Raw genomic sequence first — 19,412 nt, 5'->3', positions numbered from 1 at the left:
CGATCTTGTCTGACAACACGCTGATTGCCGAAGAAGTTTGGGGCCAACTGGACGATGGCCAGGAAGTGCTGGAATTCCATCTGCGCAACGGTGCCGGCGCGCACGCGCGTTTCACCAACTACGGCGCGGCGCTGATTGGCTTCTCTCTGCCCTGGCAGGGTGAACGAACGGAGCTGGTACTCGGTTGCGACACCCTCGAGGCGTTTCTCGAACAACGCGCCAGCCTGGGTGCCACTGTCGGTCGGGTTGCCAATCGCATCGGCCACGGCCAAACCGAAGTCGATGGCAAAGCTCTGCAACTGGAAACCAACGGCGCACCTCACCACCTGCACGGCGGCAGCCAGGGTTTTGGACAACGACTATGGGATTCGCGCCTGTCGTTGGAAGACGGCATTCCAACCCTGGTGTTACGGCTGCACTCGCCCGATGGTGATGCCGGTTATCCCGGTGCCGTCGACATTGTGCAAAGCATCCAGTTATTGCCGGACAACCGCTTATCGATCGACTTACAGGCACAGACCGATCAGCCAACGCTGCTGAACCTGACCAACCATGCCTACTTTAATCTCGGCGGCGATCTTTCCGGCGAACTGAAAAACCACGAATTCCGCATCCACGCCGATCGCTATACCGAAGCCGACGAAACGGCGCTGCCAACCGGGCAGATTCTGCCGGTCGATAACAGTGTCATGGATCTGCGTCATTGGACCGATGTGAGCCCCAGACTGGCAACGCTCGAAGACGAATCCTTATTGCGTGCCGGCGGCTATGACCACAATTTCATCATCGCCGATGCCACGCTGGATGAAGCCGTGCTGCAAGCCGAAGCTCGCAATAACGTCACCGGCTTCTGGTTGAAGTGTTTTTCCAACCAGCCGGGCGTGCAGTTTTACAGCGGAAATTTTCTCGGCGGTACTCCGAAGAATGCGCAGCAGCGGTATCTGCGCCACGGCGCTTTTTGTTTTGAACCGGGCCAATGGCCAGACAGCAACAACCATGACCACTTCCCCAACGCCGTTTTGCGTCCGGGTGAGAATTATCATTCGATGATCATTTATCAGTTCGGTCAGGACGACCCGGCAAATTGGTACGCTTGATCCACAGTGCAAGAAGGCGTGCTGCCTTCTTGCACCCAAGCTTTCAGTTAAGCGTTCAAGACTGCTGGCGTTGCGCTATTCGCGCGGCTTCTTTTTCCGCCTTGCGCTGAGCAATATCACGACGCGCATCTTCACCGATATGGTGTTCACCCCGGGCACGCGCCAACTGCACCTGACGTTCGCGCTCAATAAAACGCTGGCGACGTTCCTCGGTCACCTCGTCATAACAATGCGGACAACTGACGCCCGCCTCGAAATGCGCATGGGCTTTATCGGCCGCTGAAATGGGTCGGCGGCAGGCGTGACATTGATCGTAATTGCCCGGTTTCAAACCATGGCCAACGGTCACTCTGTTATCGAAGACAAAACATTCACCGCGCCACATCGACTGAGCTTCGGGCACTTCTTCCAAATATTTCAGAATGCCACCTTCGAGGTGATAGACCTCGTCGAAACCTTTTTCCTTCAAAAAAGCGGTCGATTTTTCGCAGCGAATACCGCCGGTGCAGAACATCGCAACCTTGGTGTGACGTTTCGGATCCAGCTCACGCTCAACGTAATCGGGGAACTCGCGGAAGGTCTGAGTGTTGGGATTAACAGCGCCTTCAAAAGTACCGATGCCCACTTCGTAATCGTTGCGGGTATCAATCAGTAACACCTCTGGATCGCTGATCAACGCATTCCAGTCTTTGGGCTTCACATAGGTGCCGACAATATGACGCGGATCGATTCCTTCCACGCCCATGGTGACGATTTCTTTTTTCAGCTTTACCTTGGTGCGATAGAAAGGCATCTCAGCGCAGCGCGATTCTTTATGGCTGAGCCCGGCAAAAGACGGCTGCGACTTTAACCAGTCGAGCAGTTCGGTGATCGCCGTTTCAGTACCAGCGACGGTGCCGTTGATGCCTTCTCCGGCCAACAGCAAGGTACCGCGAATTTCACGGGCTTCCATCAGCTCCAGCAAGGGTTGACGGTATTGGGTGTGATCGTCCAGGCGCACAAAATGATAAAGCGCCGTCACGACAATAGGTGCGGTCATCGACAATTCTCCAGCGGACTGAACCGTAAATTCAGAGCCAAAGTGAGGGGTTTGAATCAAGGCCGGGGATTTTATGCAAGACGTAAAGGTCTCGCAAGCATCAGGAACTTGTTCTCATCCCTGCGGTTACGGGCTTCAACCTGTCGGTAAAGGTGTCTAGACTTGTCGCTTCGTTCTTGATTCTTATCGTTAAGGAGTCGCAACATGAAGAAACTGGCATTTACCGCAGTACTGACAACCCTCACACTGGCCGGCACAGCCCAGGCTGGTGGTGGCGGTACCGAACTGGGTGTCGCCAGTTACGATGGCGCCCTGGGTGTCAACGGTGCTATGGGTTTCCCGATCAACATCCCTGCCCTGTCTGGCAATGGCCTGAACACCTATGGTGAACTGGAATTGGGCGCTGGCTTTTCTGACAACCCTGCCGTCGGTGCCGACCTGTCCATGGGCGTATTGATCGACATCGAGTATGGCCTGGGTCTGTATGGCAGCTTAGGTCCAGGTATCAGCTTCGAAAATGATGGTGAATTCGGTCTTGCTGCGGAAGTGGGTCTGAATATTCTGATCAACAACACCACCCTTTTCCTGGAAGGCGGTGCTCACCCGAACAGCCCTTACTTCACCGTCGGCATGCAATTCTAATGGTCTGACGCATTAAAAACGGCCCTTTGGGGCCGTTTTTTTTGGCTGCGAAAAACCTAACCGCGAATGCCCTGGCGCTCTAAAAACGCCAGAATTTCCTGTCGGGTTTTAGCGGTGTTTTCCGGTGCCAGCAAATCTCCGGCGATCACATGATTGGAATGCCCAACCAGCTCTTCCACCTTGATGCGCTCACGCTTGGCGCCCCAGCGCTGATACACCTTATCGGTATAGCGACTGTCCACGACCTGATCGAAATCGCTGTAAATAAACAGCGTCGGGGCCGTCACTTTTTGCATATCGCTGCGCTGAATCGCCTGCACCAGTGCCTGCAGTTCGTGCAGCACCTTGGTTGGATAACGCAGCGTCCAGTAGCGGGCAACAAATTCACTCGGCGCCTGGGTCTCACGGTAGCTGCCAGCGATATAGCGCAACCAATGACGCGACCAGGGCCAGGTGAACAGGGTGGCCGCCCAGAGCCGGATCTTAAAATTCGGCGATACCAGAACCAGGGCAGCCAGTTTGTCCTGGGCGCTGGGTTGTTGCGCCAACCAGGTCGCCAGGGTACCGCCGGTCGAACAACTGAGAATGATCACCTTACGCCCTAACCGGGACGCAATCTGCCAGGCTTCAGCCGCATCTTTCAACCAGTCACCAGCCGTGGCCTCGCCCAAGGCATCACCACCAACACCGTGACCGCTCAAACGGGCGCCATAGCAATTGGCGCCCAGTGACTGTGCCACCTGTTGTGGAATCGGCGCCAGCTCCTGACGTGTGGCGGAAAAGCCATGAATATAGAGCACCACATATTCGGTCTGTGCCGGATGATCGGGATCGGCAAAGTCGATGGTCTTTTCGCCACCTGGAACAACATTAAAGGCGGCCTCACTGCGTTTTAACCAGGCCGGCAGTTGATCCAGCTCGATCGGCAGCTCTTCAATCAGCCACTCCAATACGACCTTGGGCCGTGGGCCCAGAAACCAGAGCAGGGCCAACGCCACTATGACCAGGATTATCACGATGGTAGTCACGTTTCAGACTCCAACCTGCATTCGAATACACTCTAGCAGAGTATTTATATTTAATTCCTTTTTCCGCAACTCTCACTCAAAAGAATATCCATTTGATACCCTATTGTTGAGATCAACGCCGTGAATTGCTCCACTTCGGCTTCATTGAGCGACCGCTTCATCAGCCGGCGTACCCAATACAGCCATTGCACCTGCTGCTTGCGCTCCAGGCCGCTGAGCCAGGTATTAAAGTCAGCCTCGGCCAGGCTGAGCGCATCGCGCCGGGCATGATTGCGTTGGCGCAGTTGATACCAACAGCGCAAGGCGCGTCCGATCATCGCCAGCGCAAAGTCCAGATTAGCAATCGGCCCCAACTGCCAGTGCTCGTAACCCGGAACACGAGAAACCCACTGGAAAGTAACGCCATCGCGACCGGCAAAACCACCGGCCAGTCCACCCAGAACACCGCCACTGATCGCGCCCAGCAACAAAGAGGAGCCACCGACTGCCGCATCGACCGCCAAACCCGACATAGCACCGGCAGCGCCACTGAGCGATGCCAAGCGCGCGCGTGACAAGCCCCAGACGCGCCACTCGCGAGCATCGGTTAAATCCTCTTGCGCCAGCGCCGGCCATTCACTGCGCCAGTCCAGGTCGTGATGACCATAGATGTCCGCCAGACGTTGGCGCAGTCCCTGCTCCAGCCGCTGCAAAGCCTGGTTGTACTGCGCCAGACCCGCCGCGCGAATCTGCTCGCGAGGCCCGGCCATGGGCAGTTGCAATTGCAACCGAAACAGTCGCTCGAAATACAATAGCAAAGCCTCGGCCGCCTGATCGTGGCGCTGTTGGCGTTGCTCAGCCAGCGCATCAACGCCCTGAAGCAGAGCTTCGCGCCAGGGTGGATGCACCTCGGCCAGCGACCGCAGTAACGCCAGATGCTGATCAAAAGGCGCCACCATCGGATCAAAGCGACGCACCAGAGAAAAATACTGGCTTAACGCTCGTTGCCACTGATCGGCATGACGATCATTGCCAATGGGATTGAGCAACGCCAAACGTGGCTGGGCAGTCCAGGACAATAACTGAAGCTCGGCATCAAAGAGCGCACTGAACGGCTGGCTGACATCGACCACATAGACGATACCGGCGCCCTTTAAGATCGGTTCCAGCAACGCACAATCATCACTAAAACGCGGATCATCCCGATGCTGGTCAACAAAAGCAGCCAGCAAGGCCGGACGTTCGGACGCATCCGCTGCGCGTTCGTTGCACCAATCCAAGATTTGCCGCGCACGCTGAAAGCCGGGCGTATCGACCAGCTCATACAGCGTCCGATCACCGAGCAATAACCGATAGCGATGCGCACTCAGGGTGGTGCCACTGACTGGACTCACCTCAATATGATCGTCCTGCACCAGCGTCGATACCAGACTGGACTTACCCTGGTTGGGATGGCCGACGACGGCGAAACGCGGTGCTGTGGCGTCAGTCATGATCCGCTCCCGCCCAGCATAGAATCACCGGCAGATCGGTTAACTGATGGCGCTGCATAAAAGCCCGCCAGTTACGCGCCAGGTTCAGTGAATCAAGCGACTCACCGCGCCGCGCCAGCAAATATAGCCGCGGACTCCCGCCAGCCTGGCGATGTTGCAGTAACAGGTCCGCCAGATCCCCGGTTGGCACCAAGCCCGCTGGGCAATACCAGGCCGATAACAAAGCTGCTTGCTCTGCAACCAGGCGTACATCGTCACGTTGCGACGCTGAGCCCAGACGGACACAGCCATCTGCGGCTCGAAAGCTCGCGGCCAACTGCCAGATAAAACCAGCTTCGGCTGGTACTGAAAATTGTTCTTGCAGCGGAGTGACTTCTGGAGTGGTCACCGAATCGGCAGCGTCCAGTGATTGATATTGTAAAGCTTGGTCGGGTGGCGTCTGGAAACGCGCACGCAATTGATGATTATGTTGCGGCCAGTACCGCAAAGCGGTGCTCAGGCGCAGCTGGAAAACCAGCAATAATAAAACCACCGGCAACAACACCCACAGCGCCACCACCTGGCTCAACCAGGCAGCCCAGTAATAAGAAAAATCCAGCAGGGATTGTTGCCAGCCAGTAACGCTTCCGGCTTGGGAGGCACTGATGAGCAGTGGGTCCGGTGCGTCCAACCAACCCAGCGTCAGCACTGCCAGACCCTCATCCATAAAGCCACTGACTGCCGGAACAGAGGTGCTCCAATAAAACACCACTTCACGGCTGAGTAGCATTAGCCACAGGGTCACCAAGGCAGCGAGGGTAAAGGTTAGCTGAGCCAGCAATGACTGACGCGCGCACCACAAGCCGATCACTCTGTCCTGATGGCGAGTCAGCAAAGGCCGCCACCAGGGCGCTCGATTGGCGCTCAACAGTGCGGTGGATTGCCAAACCCAGAGCAACAGCGGGAACAACCAAAACAGCGCCAGAAAACCCAACAGATGGATGCCGCCGCTGGGCCAGACATTCACGCCGATCATCGCCAGCACACCATTAACGGCAGCCAAAACAGGCCAGTAGCGCACCAGCCATAACCGCTGTTGACTGGGTAATGCCCGCGCCTGCTGCAAAAAAGTGGACCAGTCAGTGACTGGTCCAGGCTGAAAATCGGGGTCGGCATCGAGCCAACGCAAGCCGAGGTCGAGTTGATCGCTAGCCTTAATGGCGAGGCTCCTTGAAGCGCAACAAAAGCTTAAGTGTCGGGCTCAGCGCCACCCAGTTCAAGCCTGATCAGCAGCCTCGGCTTCCTGATTCAACAATTTCCGTTTGCGCTCCACACCCCAGCGATAGCCGCTGATCGATCCATCGGCGCGGGTGATTCGATGGCACGGCACCGCTACCGCCAGCTTGTTGGCAGCGCAGGCACCGGCAACAGCGCGGCTGGCCTCGGGCCGACCCAAACGCGCCGCCAACTCGGCATAACTCAAGGTCTGACCGGCAGGTACAGTGCGCAGCGCCTGCCAGACCTGGCACTGAAAGGCCGTGCCCTGAATATCCAGCGGCAAGTCCAAATCCAATTCCGGCTGCGCTAAAAAGGCCACCACCTGCGCCAGCAGTTCATCGAAGGCGTCACCGGCTGCAATCAACTCGGCCTTGGCAAAGGTGTGCTGCAAACGCTCAAGCAGACTGTCGGCGTCATCGGCCAGCTCGATGCCACAGATGCCACGCTCGCTGGCAACCACACCCACCCAGCCCAGATGACAAAGCGCCAGCCCATAATGCAATCGCTGCCCCGGCGCACCACGACGGTAATCGGAAGGTGACATCGACAGCCGCGCCCGAGCCGCCTCGAACAACCGACTGCTGGAACCGTAGCCCGCGGCATAGCTGGCTTCGGTAACACTGGCGGCGGTCTTCAAAGCGCTTTTCAGCCGACCGGCGCGGAACTCCGTGGCGTACTGATGCGGGGTTACGCCCATCAGCCGGCGAAACAGCCGCTGAAAATGCCATTGGCTCAGTTCCAGATCGGCAGCCAGATCGGCCAGGGTTGGTGTTGGATCTTCGTTTTCCAGTCGTCGGCAGATGGCGACTAAGGCCTGGCGCTGCTGCTGTTCGCGTGTCTTAGCATCCGGCCGGCAGCGCTTGCAGGGCCGAAAACCGGCGGCTTCGGCGGCGGCCAGCGAATCGAAAAAGCGGACATTCTCGCGCAGTGGCCGACGCGAGGCGCAGCCCGGTCGGCACACCACACCGGTGGTGATGACGGCATAAAAAAACAGCGCCAGGCTATCGAAACGGCGTTCAACCAGGGCCGTCCAACGTTGGTCATCGAGCGAGTAAGTGTTAACAGTCATCATCCTATCTCCTGAGTTCAGCGATCTTGACCCAGACTATTGCGGCCAGCAAGCGCCCTCACTCCGTGCCTTGCGCTGCAATTTTTCAAGCTGTCGTCAGCGGCACTGATTTGCTCTAATACCGCCAACTGTTTACCGATCAGGATCCTCGATGCGCTACGACTGGATCGTCTTCGACGCCGACGACACCCTCTTCGACTTCGGCCAGGCTGAACATCACGCCATTGGTCGCCTGCTTACCGGCATTGGTTTGGCCGACACCGCCGAACACCGCGAACTCTACTCGGGCATCAACCGCCATCTGTGGCAGGAAATGGAACGCGGCGCCATTCGTCCTGAAGCCATCAAGCTGATGCGTATCCGACGATTATTCGACGAAGTCGGTGCCGATGAACCTGCCGAGCCCTGGGCCGAGCGCTTTCTCGACTTTCTGGCCGAAGGTTCCACCTTAATAGCCGGCACCTTAAGCACGCTGCAGCGCCTGGCCGAGCATGCCAGCCTGGCGGTACTCACCAATGGCCTGACCCGAGTCCAGCGACCTCGGCTGGAACATTCTGGTTTAGCGCCCTTGATCAGTGCACTGGTGGTCTCCGAAGACGTCGGCGTCGGCAAACCCGACCCGCGCATTTTCGAAGCCATGAATCTGGCCATGGGTTCACCAGAACGCGACCGGGTATTGATGGTGGGTGATCGTTACGAGACCGACATCCAGGGTGGGCGCAATTACGGCTGGGATACCGCCTGGCTAACCCCGACTGTGCCAGCCGATCTGGAGCCGCCGACGCGTCATATTCAACGCATCGAAGACCTGGCCAGCTGGCTGCTGAATGACTGACGGGCTGCGCATCGCAAGTTATAACGTTGCGCTGAATCGAAGCTCAGCCACGGCCCTCACCACCGAACTCAAAGGCGCCGGCAGTGCGCAATTGCGCGCGGTGATTAAGGTCATACAGGCGCTCCAAGCCGATGTGCTGGTACTCAACGAAATCGACCGCGACCGCGATGCAAGCAACCTCGATTTACTGACCGAACGCTGGCTGCAGCCGGCCGGACTGGACTACCCATATCGCTACTTTGCAGCGGTCAATACCGGCGTCGATTCCGGCCGCGATCTGGTTAAAGACGGTCAACAAAAAACCACGCCGTTTGGCTTCGGCGCCTTCCCGGGCCAGTACGGCATGGCGGTGTTGTCGCGCTGGCCCATCGACTTGTCTGCCAGCCGAACCTTTCAGCATTTTTTGTGGCGCGACCTGCCCGGTGCCAGCTTGCCCAAAAAGCCTGACGGCTCGGATTTTTACAGCAGCGACGACCTCGCAGTGCTGCGGCTGTCGAGTAAATCGCATTGGGATTTAGTGATTCAAGCGCCGAGCGGGCCTTTCCATCTATTGGTCAGCCATCCAACGCCGCCAGCCTTTGACGGCCCGGAGCGACGCAACGCCTATCGCAACAACGATGAAATTCGTTTCTGGTTGGAGTATCTAAATACGAAGACTGATTCAAAAAACCTGACCGACGATCAAGGTGGTAACGGCGGGCTGGCAGACAACACCGCCTTCGTTATTGCCGGCGACCTGAACGCCGATCCGGAAGCCGGTGACAGCCTGGGCGCCATCCAACAATTACTCAGCCACGCCCGACTGCAAGATCCAAAGCCGGTGAGTGAAGGCGCGCAACAACGCTGGCCAAAAGGCAATGGACGACAAACCGCCGACTGGGGACTCAGAGCCGATTACTTATTGCCCTCAACGGAATTCCGGCTAGAACAAGCCGGCGTCTTTTGGCCCACCGAGGGCAACTTGGCCGAGGCGGTTCGCACCGCCTCGGATCATCGACCGGTCTGGGCCGACTTAAGCTTCAGCCTTTTTTAACGTGTTCGGCCAAATACAGCCAGGTATCAAGCACCGAATCCGGGTTCAGTGATACCGATTCGATGCCTTCGTTCATCAGCCATTCGGCAAAGTCGGGATAATCCGACGGACCCTGGCCACAAATACCGATGTATTTGCCCTGCTTACGGCACGCTTGAATCGCCATACTCATCAAGCTTTTCACCGCCGCATCGCGCTCGTCAAAGCTGCCGGCCACCAGTCCGGAATCGCGATCCAAGCCCAGCGTCAACTGAGTTAAATCGTTGGAGCCGATGGAAAAGCCATCGAAGTATTTCAGGTAATCGTCGGCCAATAACGCATTGGTCGGCAGCTCGCACATCATGATGACTTTCAAGCCGGCCTCGCCCGACTTCAATCCATTTTGCGCCAGCAACTCAACCACCTGACGGCCTTCTTCGACGGTGCGCACAAAGGGTACCATCAACTGGACGTTATCCAGACCGAGCTGCTCACGCACCCGCTTCATGGCGCGACATTCCAGCTCAAAACAATCGCGGAAACTGTCGGCAACATAGCGCGAGGCGCCACGGAAACCGATCATCGGATTTTCTTCCGCCGGTTCATACAAGGAACCGCCGACCAGGTGCGCATATTCGTTCGATTTGAAATCGGACAAGCGCACGATCACCGGTTTCGGATAAAAAGCAGCGGCGATCGACGCCACGCCTTCGACGATTTTCTCGACGTAAAATTCCACCGGGCTGGGATAACCGGCCATGCGATGATCAATGCTTTCACGCACTTCCACCGGCACATCTTCGTAGTTCAGCAAAGCTTTGGGATGTACACCGATCATCCGATTGATGATGAATTCCAAGCGCGCCAAACCCACGCCCGCATTGGGCAGCGAGCGGAAATCGAAAGCACGATCCGGGTTGCCGACATTCATCATCACCTTGAACGGCAATTCCGGCATCGCCGATAAATCACTCTCGTCGACGTTGTAGTCAAGCAAGCCGGCATAGACCCGGCCGGTATCACCTTCAGCGCAAGAAACCGTCGCTTCAATGCCGCTGCTCAGGCGCTCGGTGGCATCACCACAACCGACCACCGCCGGTATGCCCAACTCACGCGCAATGATCGCCGCGTGGCAGGTGCGGCCGCCGCGATTGGTGACGATGGCGGAAGCCCGTTTCATGATCGGCTCCCAATCCGGGTCGGTCATATCGGTGACCAGCACATCGCCCGCCTGCACTTTGTGCATCTCACCGAGGTCGTGAATCACCTTGACCGGGCCGCTGCCGATGCGCTGACCAATGGCACGACCTTCAATCAGAACCTTGCCGTGCTCCTTCAGCGCATAACGTTCGATCACCGTTGCCGAACCCTGGCTCTTCACCGTTTCCGGCCGGGCCTGGACGATATACAACTGACCGTCGCTGCCATCGCGCACCCATTCAATATCCATCGGGCGGCCGTAATGCTGCTCAATGGTCATCGCCTGGCGCGCCAGTTCCTGTACTTCGTCGTCGCTAATCGCAAAACGCAGCCGGTCTGCTTCCGGCACCTCGACGGTTTCGACCGAGCGGCCGGTTTCAGTGGCTTCGCCGTAGATCATCTTGATCAGTTTGGAGCCTAAATTGCGCCGTAAAATGGCGTCGTGGCCGGCTTTGAGTGCTGGCTTGTGGACATAAAATTCGTCCGGGTTTACCGCGCCCTGCACCACGGTTTCACCCAAGCCATAGGCTGCGGTGATAAACACCACCTGATCGAAACCGGATTCAGTATCGATGGTAAACATCACACCCGAAGCACCGATGTCAGAACGCACCATGCGCTGCACCCCGGCGGAGAGCGCGACCAGACTGTGGTCAAAACCTTTATGCACGCGGTAAGCGATGGCACGGTCGTTAAACAGCGAGGCAAAGACTTCCTTGATCGCCTGCAACACCGAGTCAATACCGCTGATATTGAGAAAGGTTTCCTGCTGGCCAGCAAAGGAAGCATCGGGCAAATCTTCGGCAGTTGCTGAAGAGCGCACCGCGACCGAAATCTCCGGGTTGGCCTCGCTCAGTTCGGCGTAGGCGACCCGCACAGCGGCTTCCAGTTTTTCCGGAAACGGCGCTTCCATCACTTCGGCACGTATCTGCTTGCCGGCGCGCGCCAAGGCTTCAACGTCGTCGACATCCAGCGCTGCCAGAGTGGCGTCGATGCGTTCTTTCAGGCCTTCATATTGCAGAAATTCACGATAGGCATCGGCCGTTGTCGCAAAGCCACCGGGTACGGAAACACCAGCGTCCGCCAAGTTACTGATCATCTCGCCCAGGGACGCATTCTTGCCGCCGACCTGACCGACATCACCAATACCGAGATGTTTGAAATCAATTACGAAATCCATCTGCTTACCCTCCCGCCTGGATGGCCGTGTTGTTCTTATAGTGCACTACTCTAGCGGTCAGCCCGATCAATCCAGGCATTTTTTCGTTGAATGTTCGCCATTCGTCATTCGAATAACGATGGCAACTTTCTATAGATGACAATAGCTCACCAAGAGCGCTACTGTCTGATCTGCGTCAGTCAATGGAAGGATTTGTCATGGCCACCCGTTCTATTTACTTCATTTCCGACAGCACCGGCATTACCGCCGAGACCGTTGGTTACAGTTTGTTATCGCATTTCGACGGACTGGAATTTAACGAAACGGTCATGTCCTTTATCGACACCGAAACCAAGGCGCGCAATGCGGTCGATCGCATCGCCCGCGATGCTCGTAACAGTGGCCTGCAACCGATCATCGTGGAAACCATTATCGATCCCAAAGTACGGGCGGTGATCCATGCCAGCGACGCTCACGTGGTGGATGTCATCTCTACCTTTCTGTCGCCGCTCGAAAAGCTGCTCGGCCAGCCGGCCAATATTCGCATTGGACGACCCCAGGTATCGGCACATCAGGGACGTTACCAAAGGCGTATCGATGCCATGCAGTTTGCACTGGAAAACGACGATGGCCGCCGCACCCAGCACTACGATCAGGCCGATATTATCTTGGTGGGAGTATCACGGTCGGGCAAAACCCCAACCAGTATTTACCTGGCCTTACAGGCCAATGTTTATGCGGCTAATTACCCGCTGACGATGGATGACTTTGATCACCCCAAATTGCCACCGGTGCTGCAAAGCCATCGCGATAAACTCTATGGATTGACCATTGCGCCACGCCGGCTGCATCAAATCCGGCATGGCCGAAAGGCCGACAGTGACTATGCTTCATTAAGACAATGCGAAGATGAGGTGCGAATGACCGAAGCGTTGTTTAAGCGCTTCGGCATTCCCTTTATCGATACCACTCAATTATCGATCGAAGAAATTTCCACTCGCATTCTGGTAGACAAACGTCTGCGTGAAAGGACTAGAAACTAGCGCACACTGCGATACTCACTCCAGTCGTTTAACTGGGTAAATACCAGTTGCCACAGCTGACCCTGACGCGAACGAAAATAGCCGGCACAGGCATGCAAATAATATCGCCACATCCGCCGGAAACGTTCGTCGTACTCGGGCAAATCATCCCAGGCCGCATCGATATTTTTTGCCCATGCCATCAAAGTTTTATCGTAATCAGGCCCGAAATTATGCCAGTCTTCCAGACGTAAAAGATCAACACTATTGATGGTTATTTCTTTACGTGAAGGCACTTTGCCATTGGGAAAGATGTACTTATGAATAAAGGGTTCAGGCGCCTTGGTTGTGTATTCGTCGCCGATGGTGTGCAACAAAAAGATGCCGTTATCGCTCAGCAATTGGGTCACTTTATTAAAGAAGGTGCGATAATTTTTAACACCCACGTGCTCAAACATCCCCACTGAAACGATGCGATCATAATGCCCAGTCAGCATACGATAGTCTTGTAGGATGATTTCCACCGGCAGCCCCTGAACGTTCTCACACGCCAACTTCTGCTGTTCGCGGGAAATGGTCACACCGGTGACTTCTACGCCGTAATTCTCTGCGGCATAAGCAGCCAGACCACCCCAACCACAACCGATGTCGAGCAATTTCATGCCCGGCTCCAGCTTGAGCTTGCGACAGATCAGGTCGAGTTTATGGGTCTGAGCATCGGCCAGGTTATCGGCCTGTGCCCAATAGCCGCAGCTATAGATCATGCGCGGATCAAGCATACGTCGATAGAGGTCGTTGCCAATATCGTAATGAGCCTCACCAACATGAAAGGCGCGTTTAATACTCTGGAAATTGAACAGTTTGAAAGCCACCGCACTGAACACTAACTTCAGTTTGGCCAGCCCAGGAACACGCTCATCCAAATAAGCCCCCAATATATGAGCGAACATTTCATCAAGCTGCGCACAATCCCACCAGCCATCCATATAAGATTCTCCCAGGCCAATAGAGCCATCGCGGAGAATGCGTTTATAAAAGTTGGTGTTGTATATCTGGATATCCCATGGCCGGTCGCCATTGATTTTTATATCGGCCAGGGCCAGCAATTGCACAAAATAATCGGGAGGAGTGTGTTCGATGCCGCGCTGTACATTCTGTTGCATCATTGCAACGGTGTCGGCTGTCCCTGCCGGTCTGGTGGTATCAGTATTAGTATCCATTCCGTACTCCTGTATAAATAATTGATACAAGAGCCTCGGTACTGCTAACGACATTCATTCCTTGAACATCGCAAACCGGGGCGTTTCCCCAAGAAAGTTATTCCCTAAAACCCCGCTATTCGAATTAATTCAAGCAATGCTGTCAATAGCTGAATCGTACAGCGGTTTATGCCCCGCTGTTATCCTGGCCGTCCTGTGACTTCAGTCGCAATACCAACGTTTCAATTTCGGCATCGCGGATATTATTTTCCGCTAAATGTCGCGCCATATTCAGCAAATAATCCCGGCTGGAACCACGGCCACCAGTGGCATGGCGAATCATCTCAACCTTGTTATCCAGACTTGGCTGCACAACCTGCGGATGGCCTTCATTCACCACCATGGTCAGAGCCGCAACGCTGCGTCCATCAGATAGATCAATAGGTAACCACAGCGGGATATAACAGTCAGTGACCAGTTCGCGGGCAATCAAACGCTGTAAGGATGCCTGCAACTGCTGTTCGTCGAGCCGAAAAGCATGTCCTTCGCAACTGCCGCCAGGCTGATGGCGAATCCCCAAAACCAGACCAGGGCGCTCAGGTGAACCACGGTGTACCGTTGCTTTGATGCACATTTCGCGACGGTAATGCGTCAGGCTGGCGGGTTGATCTTCGACCACCGCCATCTCCGGATTCCAGATCAACGAACCATAACCAAAAACCCAGACCGGACCGTCATCGGGTTTGTGCTGCAGTACAAAACGTTCTATGGCGGCCAGATCGGTTAAATCCGCCTGCGCCAGAAACGCCTTGGCTCGATGCATCATGATTCAGACTCCAGCCAGTACCCAGGCCAACACCAGCGGCATCACCACCAGACTGGCAGCATTGGCAAACAACACCATGGCAGCAACCTGGTCCGGTTGCTGGTTATAGCGTTCAGCAACCAGATAATTCAACACCGCCGGCGGCAAAGCGCCGAACAGCAATAACATACCGGCCTGCACCGGCGGCAGGTCGAACATCAACACCAGCGGCCAGGCAATCAGCAGACCCAAGATCGGCGCGGCGATGGCACTGATCAGGCCAATGCGCCAGCCACTCAAATCGAGTTTGACCAGCCGAACACCGAGCGAAAACAACATCAAGGGTACTGCTATATCACCCAGCAATTGCAGTGAGCGTACCAACCAGTCCGGCAGGCTGATGTCGAAACCGGCGATCAATAAACCGCCCACCGCGGCCAGAATCATCGGGTTTTTCAGTACCGCCAGCAAATGAGTACGCGGGTTTAGCAGCCACATCCCAACGGTGAAATGCAGGGTGTTTTCAACGATGAATAAGATCACCGCCACCGGCATATATTGCTCACCAAAGGTAAAGAGGAACAACGGCAACCCCATATTGCCGCTGTTACGAAACATCATCGGCGGCACAAAGGTCTTCCACTGGGCACCAATCATGCGTCCTAAAGGCCAGGCCAGCAGGCCGGGTAGCAAGGTCACCAGAATAGCCGCCAATGTCAGAGGGCCGAACTGACTCAACTCCAAGGGCCGGGAAGCGAACACACTGAGAATCAGGAAGGGCGTAAACACATCCATATTAATGCGATTGGCCGCTTCCATATCCGGCGCATGACGTCGCCCGTACAGATAACCCACCAAAACCACCAGAAAAATCGGTACAACGATGGCGGCAATACGTTCGATCATTGATTAGCCTTAGCGCTTGCTGCGCGTCCCAGATAATGCACCCAGATCAACCACAACACGGCGAAACTCGCTTCATAGCCTCGCTGCCACAGCCCCGGCCACCAGTCGCGGTGCCAGAACGCCCATTGCAACAGCACAAAGCAGGCCAGCAGAAGGCCCTTTAGCAAGACAACCGTTACATTCAGATTCGGCAGCCGCCAACCGACAATCAGCGCACCGGCGTAGAGCACCCACACCAGGGTGTTGTGCACTAATTGCGTGACTGAGCCATCCAGCGGACAGTTCAGATCACAAGGAAAAACCATGCGGCCAATCAGACTGGCGGCAAAGGCAATGGTGCCAAAGCGCAGCCAGCTATCCAGACGTTGCGGCTCCAACTGTTTGCGCACAGCCTCGACCGTACCCATCCAGAAAGCGCCACTGAGCAGGAAAATGCCATTGGCCAGAGAACGCCCGCTGTGCTCCAGCGCGCCCAGTTCATTAATCAGCTGCGTTGGCACCACTGAGCCCAACAACCAGGGCAACACCACCAATACCAGGGCCGATAGCCAGCTTAAAAAGATTGCTTTGGTCACAACCACTCCAGCGCGAAAAGGCATTAGCTTAACGGCGCGTTGGAGACAGGGAAAGCCAACTCTGCCCAACGCATCATTGCCGCTGGTGCAACGCTTTGACACAGTTCAGCGGAGTGATTTCCACCCGCGCCTTGCGTATAATCCGCGCGCCCTACACCTTTCACCGGTTTCGGCATGGCTACCGCGCCAAGCGCCAACGCTTCGCTCTGAATTCCTGCGACGTGCCTCGACGACTGCATGCGGCCCAGCTGTGTCGGTTCATTGATGCACGCAGGTACTGTTACGTTATGCCAGATCTTTTAACACCTTTGCTCATCGCCCTCGCCGTGCTGGCGTTGCTGGGCGTCATCCTCGAAGAAGTCACTCACGTCAATAAAGCTAAGGTCACTTTGTTTTTCGGCACCGTCGCTTGGGTATTGTTGTATATCTTCGCCGAAACACCGGCGGCCATCGACGACGTCACACGGAACTTCAGTGAGAATCTGGGCGAGATCGCCAACCTCTGGCTGTTCTTAGTGGCGACCATGACCTTCGTCGCCTACCTGAACAAAAAAGGCATGATCGAAAACCTGATCTACCTGTTCATGCCCAAGGAAGTCAGCGAAAAAACACTGCTGTTTCTCACCGCCATTTTCTGCTTTGTATTCAGTTCGCTGGCCGACAACATCACCGCCACCTTGGTGTCGATGACGCTGGTATTGTCGTTAAAACTGGAACCGAAAAAGACCGTGCGTTTTGCCACTTTGGTGATCTTCGCGGTGAACTCCGGCGGTGTCGCCTTGATTACCGGCGACGTCACCACCTTGATGATTTTCCTGGCTGGTAAAATTGGCATCGCCGACTTACTGTCGCTGAGCGCGCCGGCATTTATTGCCGTTATGGCGCTGGCCTTTATGCTGTCGTTTGGTTTGAGCGGTCGTGTGGTAATCGAACAGAACCGCCACGATGTACGTCGTGTCGACATGATTATCGCCGCCATTTTCTTGCTGACCATTTTCGCCACCATCATCGGCAATGCTCTCTATCAAATACCTCCGGCGCTGACCTTTTTGTGCGGCCTGTCGGTGATGTTTTTGGTGTCGCGTTTCTACAACGACGACGAAGATCAGATTCTCGAATTCATTCGTACCATCGAGTTCGAAACACTGTTGTTCTTCCTGGGTATTTTGTTGCTGGTGGGCATGCTCAAGGAAATTGCGGTGCTGGAAATGATCGCGCATCAGTACAGCGAAGCGCCTTCCTTTATTGCCAATTACATCATCGGTTTTGTTTCGGCTCTGGTCGACAACGTCCCGCTGACAGCCGCCTTGCTGAAGTCCGATATCGATATGGACGCTACCGCCTGGATGGGCCTGACCTACGCCGTAGGCGCCGGTGGTTCGCTGCTGGTTATCGGTTCAGCCGCAGGTATCGTCGCCATGAGCAAGGTCAAAGAGCTGACCTTCAAATCGCACATGGCATCCATCTGGTTACTTATTCCGGCTTATACTCTGGGTTATTATCTGGTGTATTTGCTGGGTAGCTGGATGCACGGCAGCGCATAAATTCCACACTAAAAATCACCAAAAAAGGGCGCCGAAGCGCCCTTTTTATTTGGCTGAAAACATCAGCCTGTCACCAAGATATCAGCCATTCACTTCTTTAAAAGTGGCGGCCATTTCTTTGGACGGCTCAGCCGTCATCTGGCTAACAATGACAATAGCCAGGGTCGACAGAATAAAGCCCGGAACGATCTCGTACATATCGAACAAACCGCCAGACAGTTGTTTCCAGAGCACCACGGTCACACCACCAACGATGATACCGGTCAGGCAACCAAGGCGGTTCATGCGCGGCCAGTACAGCGACAAAATCACCGCCGGACCGAAGGCGGCACCAAAACCAGCCCAGGCATAAGACACCAGACTCAGCACGCTGCTGTCCGGGTTCAGCGCGAACAGCCAGGCGATAATGGCAATCACCACCACAGCCGCACGACCGATCTTGACCAGCAACTGCGGGTCGGCGTCTTTATTGAACAAAGATTTATAGAAATCTTCGGTCAACGCAGAAGACGATACCAGCAACTGTGAATCGGCCGTGGACATAATCGCCGCCAGAATCGCCGCCAACAAAATACCGGCGACCAGCGGATGGAAGATGCCTTGAACCAGGCTGATAAAGACGGTTTCCGGGTCCGCCAAAGCGGTCTCAAAATAACCATTACCGGCGATACCCACCAGCAATGCGCCGGCCATACCGATAAAGGTCCAGGTCACAGCAATGCGACGCGCAGTCGGCACTTCAGCGCGGCTTTTAATGCCTTTGAAACGCGCCAGAATGTGCGGCTGACCGAAGTAACCCAGCCCCCAGGCCAGTGACGAGATAATCGCCATGGCGCCCAAAGTGCTGCCATCCGGAGTGGTAAACATGCTGAGCATATTGGGGTTGGTATCGGTCAGTACGCCAACCGGACCCTGACCAACGGCAATCAGCGCGGCAATCGGCACCAGGATCAGCGCCGCGGCCATCAACAGACCTTGTACCAGGTCCGTCCAGGAAACCGCCAGGTAACCACCGAACAGGGTGTAGGAAACCACCGCCAGCGTACCGATGGTGACGGCCAGGGTGTAGTCGAGACCGAAAACGCTCTCGAACAGCTTACCGCCGGCGACCAGACCGGAGCTGGTGTAGAACAGGAAGAACAGCAAAATAAAGAAGGCTGCGATGACCCGAATCCAAACGGTGTCTTCAAAGCGATTGCTGAAATATTGCGGTAAGGTCAGGCTGTCAGACGCGGCTTGGGAATAAGCGCGCAGACGCGGTGCCACCACCAACCAGTTCAGGTAGGTGCCGACCAACAGGCCAATGGCAATCCAGGAAGCGCCCAGACCGGAAGCGTAAACCGCACCGGGCAAACCCAGTAACAGCCAGCCGGACATGTCCGACGCACCGGCAGACAGTGCCGACGGCCAAGGCCCCAGGGAACGACCACCAATAATGTAGTCTGACAAGTTGGTGGTACGGCGATAAGCCCAGACACCAATCCATAGCATCACCGCCAGATAGGCGATAAAGGTCAAACTGATCGCAAACATATTGCTCATAGTTGACTC

17 protein-coding genes are annotated in these 19,412 nt (G+C 55.7%); 6 read left to right on the top strand and 11 right to left on the bottom strand.

The annotated features are described in order from the left end of the window. Nucleotides 1-5 precede the first annotated feature (5 nt). Complete coding sequence (locus ABMA60_RS12160; RefSeq protein WP_392803408.1) at nt 6-1,097, top strand: aldose epimerase family protein; 1,092 nt, start codon at nt 6-8, stop codon at nt 1,095-1,097. A 55-nt stretch (nt 1,098-1,152) separates the two neighbouring features. On the opposite strand, the gene ABMA60_RS12155 is transcribed toward ABMA60_RS12160, so the two are convergent. Then, the gene (locus ABMA60_RS12155) at nt 1,153-2,136 is read right to left on the bottom strand and encodes a rhodanese-related sulfurtransferase (protein ID WP_392803406.1); all 984 of its coding nucleotides are present in this window, start codon (nt 2,134-2,136) and stop codon (nt 1,153-1,155) included. Nucleotides 2,137-2,340: 204 nt separating this feature from the next. Between ABMA60_RS12155 and ABMA60_RS12150 the strand changes: the two genes are divergently transcribed. Beyond that, nucleotides 2,341-2,778 (top strand): hypothetical protein, encoded by a 438-nt coding sequence (locus ABMA60_RS12150; protein ID WP_392803404.1) that lies wholly within the window; start codon nt 2,341-2,343, stop codon nt 2,776-2,778. 56 nt (nt 2,779-2,834) lie between these two features. On the opposite strand, the gene ABMA60_RS12145 is transcribed toward ABMA60_RS12150, so the two are convergent. From ABMA60_RS12145 to ada, 4 genes are all read right to left on the bottom strand, one after another. Further along, a complete protein-coding gene (locus ABMA60_RS12145) occupies nt 2,835-3,806 on the bottom strand; it encodes an alpha/beta hydrolase (protein WP_392803402.1) in 972 nt (323 codons plus the stop codon). Nucleotides 3,807-3,856: 50 nt separating this feature from the next. Continuing rightward, nucleotides 3,857-5,278 (bottom strand): GTPase/DUF3482 domain-containing protein, encoded by a 1,422-nt coding sequence (locus tag ABMA60_RS12140; RefSeq protein WP_392803400.1) that lies wholly within the window; start codon nt 5,276-5,278, stop codon nt 3,857-3,859. After that, entirely contained in the window at nt 5,271-6,446 is a 1,176-nt protein-coding gene (locus ABMA60_RS12135) for a DUF2868 domain-containing protein (RefSeq protein ID WP_392803398.1), read from the bottom strand. Before ABMA60_RS12135 ends, ABMA60_RS12140 begins: the two co-directional genes overlap by 8 nt. A gap of 87 nt (nt 6,447-6,533) precedes the next feature. After that, nucleotides 6,534-7,607, bottom strand: coding sequence for a bifunctional DNA-binding transcriptional regulator/O6-methylguanine-DNA methyltransferase Ada (ada, locus tag ABMA60_RS12130; RefSeq protein WP_392803396.1), 1,074 nt, complete (start codon nt 7,605-7,607; stop codon nt 6,534-6,536). A 148-nt stretch (nt 7,608-7,755) separates the two neighbouring features. On the opposite strand from ada, the gene ABMA60_RS12125 reads away from it, so the two are divergent. Further along, on the top strand, nt 7,756-8,439 hold the full coding sequence (locus ABMA60_RS12125; RefSeq protein ID WP_392803394.1) for a YjjG family noncanonical pyrimidine nucleotidase: 684 nt from the start codon (nt 7,756-7,758) through the stop codon (nt 8,437-8,439). After that, complete coding sequence (locus tag ABMA60_RS12120) at nt 8,432-9,472, top strand: endonuclease/exonuclease/phosphatase family protein (protein ID WP_392803392.1); 1,041 nt, start codon at nt 8,432-8,434, stop codon at nt 9,470-9,472. Before ABMA60_RS12125 ends, ABMA60_RS12120 begins: the two co-directional genes overlap by 8 nt. Here ABMA60_RS12120 and ppsA read toward each other — a convergent pair. After that, nucleotides 9,459-11,831 carry a phosphoenolpyruvate synthase gene (ppsA, locus tag ABMA60_RS12115; RefSeq protein ID WP_392803389.1) on the bottom strand — a complete coding sequence of 791 codons (2,373 nt, stop codon included), beginning with the start codon at nt 11,829-11,831 and terminating at the stop codon, nt 9,459-9,461. The genes ABMA60_RS12120 and ppsA overlap by 14 nt on opposite strands. Nucleotides 11,832-12,028: 197 nt before the next feature. Between ppsA and ABMA60_RS12110 the strand changes: the two genes are divergently transcribed. Continuing rightward, nucleotides 12,029-12,853, top strand: a complete 825-nt coding sequence (locus tag ABMA60_RS12110) for a pyruvate, water dikinase regulatory protein (RefSeq protein ID WP_392803387.1) — start codon at nt 12,029-12,031, stop codon at nt 12,851-12,853. On the opposite strand, the gene cfa is transcribed toward ABMA60_RS12110, so the two are convergent. The 4 genes from cfa to ABMA60_RS12090 form a co-directional block, all read right to left on the bottom strand. Then, complete coding sequence (gene cfa, locus ABMA60_RS12105) at nt 12,850-14,106, bottom strand: cyclopropane fatty acyl phospholipid synthase (protein ID WP_392803385.1); 1,257 nt, start codon at nt 14,104-14,106, stop codon at nt 12,850-12,852. The genes ABMA60_RS12110 and cfa overlap by 4 nt on opposite strands. A 112-nt stretch (nt 14,107-14,218) precedes the next feature. After that, nucleotides 14,219-14,857 (bottom strand): gamma-glutamylcyclotransferase, encoded by a 639-nt coding sequence (locus ABMA60_RS12100; RefSeq protein ID WP_392803382.1) that lies wholly within the window; start codon nt 14,855-14,857, stop codon nt 14,219-14,221. Between the two features lie 3 nt (nt 14,858-14,860). Then, nucleotides 14,861-15,742: an AEC family transporter gene (locus tag ABMA60_RS12095; protein WP_392803380.1), complete on the bottom strand. Its 882-nt coding sequence runs from the start codon at nt 15,740-15,742 to the stop codon at nt 14,861-14,863. Next, entirely contained in the window at nt 15,739-16,317 is a 579-nt protein-coding gene (locus tag ABMA60_RS12090; RefSeq protein ID WP_392803378.1) for a hypothetical protein, read from the bottom strand. The genes ABMA60_RS12095 and ABMA60_RS12090 overlap by 4 nt, the downstream gene beginning before the upstream one ends. A 287-nt stretch (nt 16,318-16,604) precedes the next feature. On the opposite strand from ABMA60_RS12090, the gene nhaD reads away from it, so the two are divergent. Then, the gene (nhaD, locus tag ABMA60_RS12085; protein WP_392803375.1) at nt 16,605-17,861 is read left to right on the top strand and encodes a sodium:proton antiporter NhaD; all 1,257 of its coding nucleotides are present in this window, start codon (nt 16,605-16,607) and stop codon (nt 17,859-17,861) included. An 81-nt stretch (nt 17,862-17,942) separates the two neighbouring features. On the opposite strand, the gene putP is transcribed toward nhaD, so the two are convergent. Next, the gene (putP, locus tag ABMA60_RS12080; RefSeq protein ID WP_392803373.1) at nt 17,943-19,403 is read right to left on the bottom strand and encodes a sodium/proline symporter PutP; all 1,461 of its coding nucleotides are present in this window, start codon (nt 19,401-19,403) and stop codon (nt 17,943-17,945) included. Nucleotides 19,404-19,412 lie beyond the last annotated feature (9 nt).

The organism is Saccharospirillum sp. HFRX-2, from assembly GCF_043196805.1.
Lineage (GTDB): Bacteria > Pseudomonadota > Gammaproteobacteria > Pseudomonadales > Natronospirillaceae > Saccharospirillum.
Note: the sequence above shows the minus strand (reverse complement) of the source record. Positions and strands in the feature narration are given on the sequence as shown.

Excerpts from the sequence above, each read along its gene's own strand:
- ABMA60_RS12110 (WP_392803387.1), top strand. The coding sequence starts at position 12,029 with ATGGCCACCCGTTCTATTTACTTCATTTCCGACAGCACCGGCATTACC.
- ABMA60_RS12155 (WP_392803406.1), bottom strand. The coding sequence starts at position 2,136 with ATGACCGCACCTATTGTCGTGACGGCGCTTTATCATTTTGTGCGCCTG.
- nhaD (WP_392803375.1), top strand. The coding sequence starts at position 16,605 with ATGCCAGATCTTTTAACACCTTTGCTCATCGCCCTCGCCGTGCTGGCG.
- cfa (WP_392803385.1), bottom strand. The coding sequence starts at position 14,106 with ATGTCGTTAGCAGTACCGAGGCTCTTGTATCAATTATTTATACAGGAG.
- ABMA60_RS12140 (WP_392803400.1), bottom strand. The coding sequence starts at position 5,278 with ATGACTGACGCCACAGCACCGCGTTTCGCCGTCGTCGGCCATCCCAAC.
- ABMA60_RS12100 (WP_392803382.1), bottom strand. The coding sequence starts at position 14,857 with ATGATGCATCGAGCCAAGGCGTTTCTGGCGCAGGCGGATTTAACCGAT.
- ABMA60_RS12120 (WP_392803392.1), top strand. The coding sequence starts at position 8,432 with ATGACTGACGGGCTGCGCATCGCAAGTTATAACGTTGCGCTGAATCGA.
- ABMA60_RS12125 (WP_392803394.1), top strand. The coding sequence starts at position 7,756 with ATGCGCTACGACTGGATCGTCTTCGACGCCGACGACACCCTCTTCGAC.
- ada (WP_392803396.1), bottom strand. The coding sequence starts at position 7,607 with ATGATGACTGTTAACACTTACTCGCTCGATGACCAACGTTGGACGGCC.
- ABMA60_RS12150 (WP_392803404.1), top strand. The coding sequence starts at position 2,341 with ATGAAGAAACTGGCATTTACCGCAGTACTGACAACCCTCACACTGGCC.
- ABMA60_RS12095 (WP_392803380.1), bottom strand. The coding sequence starts at position 15,742 with ATGATCGAACGTATTGCCGCCATCGTTGTACCGATTTTTCTGGTGGTT.
- ppsA (WP_392803389.1), bottom strand. The coding sequence starts at position 11,831 with ATGGATTTCGTAATTGATTTCAAACATCTCGGTATTGGTGATGTCGGT.
- putP (WP_392803373.1), bottom strand. The coding sequence starts at position 19,403 with ATGAGCAATATGTTTGCGATCAGTTTGACCTTTATCGCCTATCTGGCG.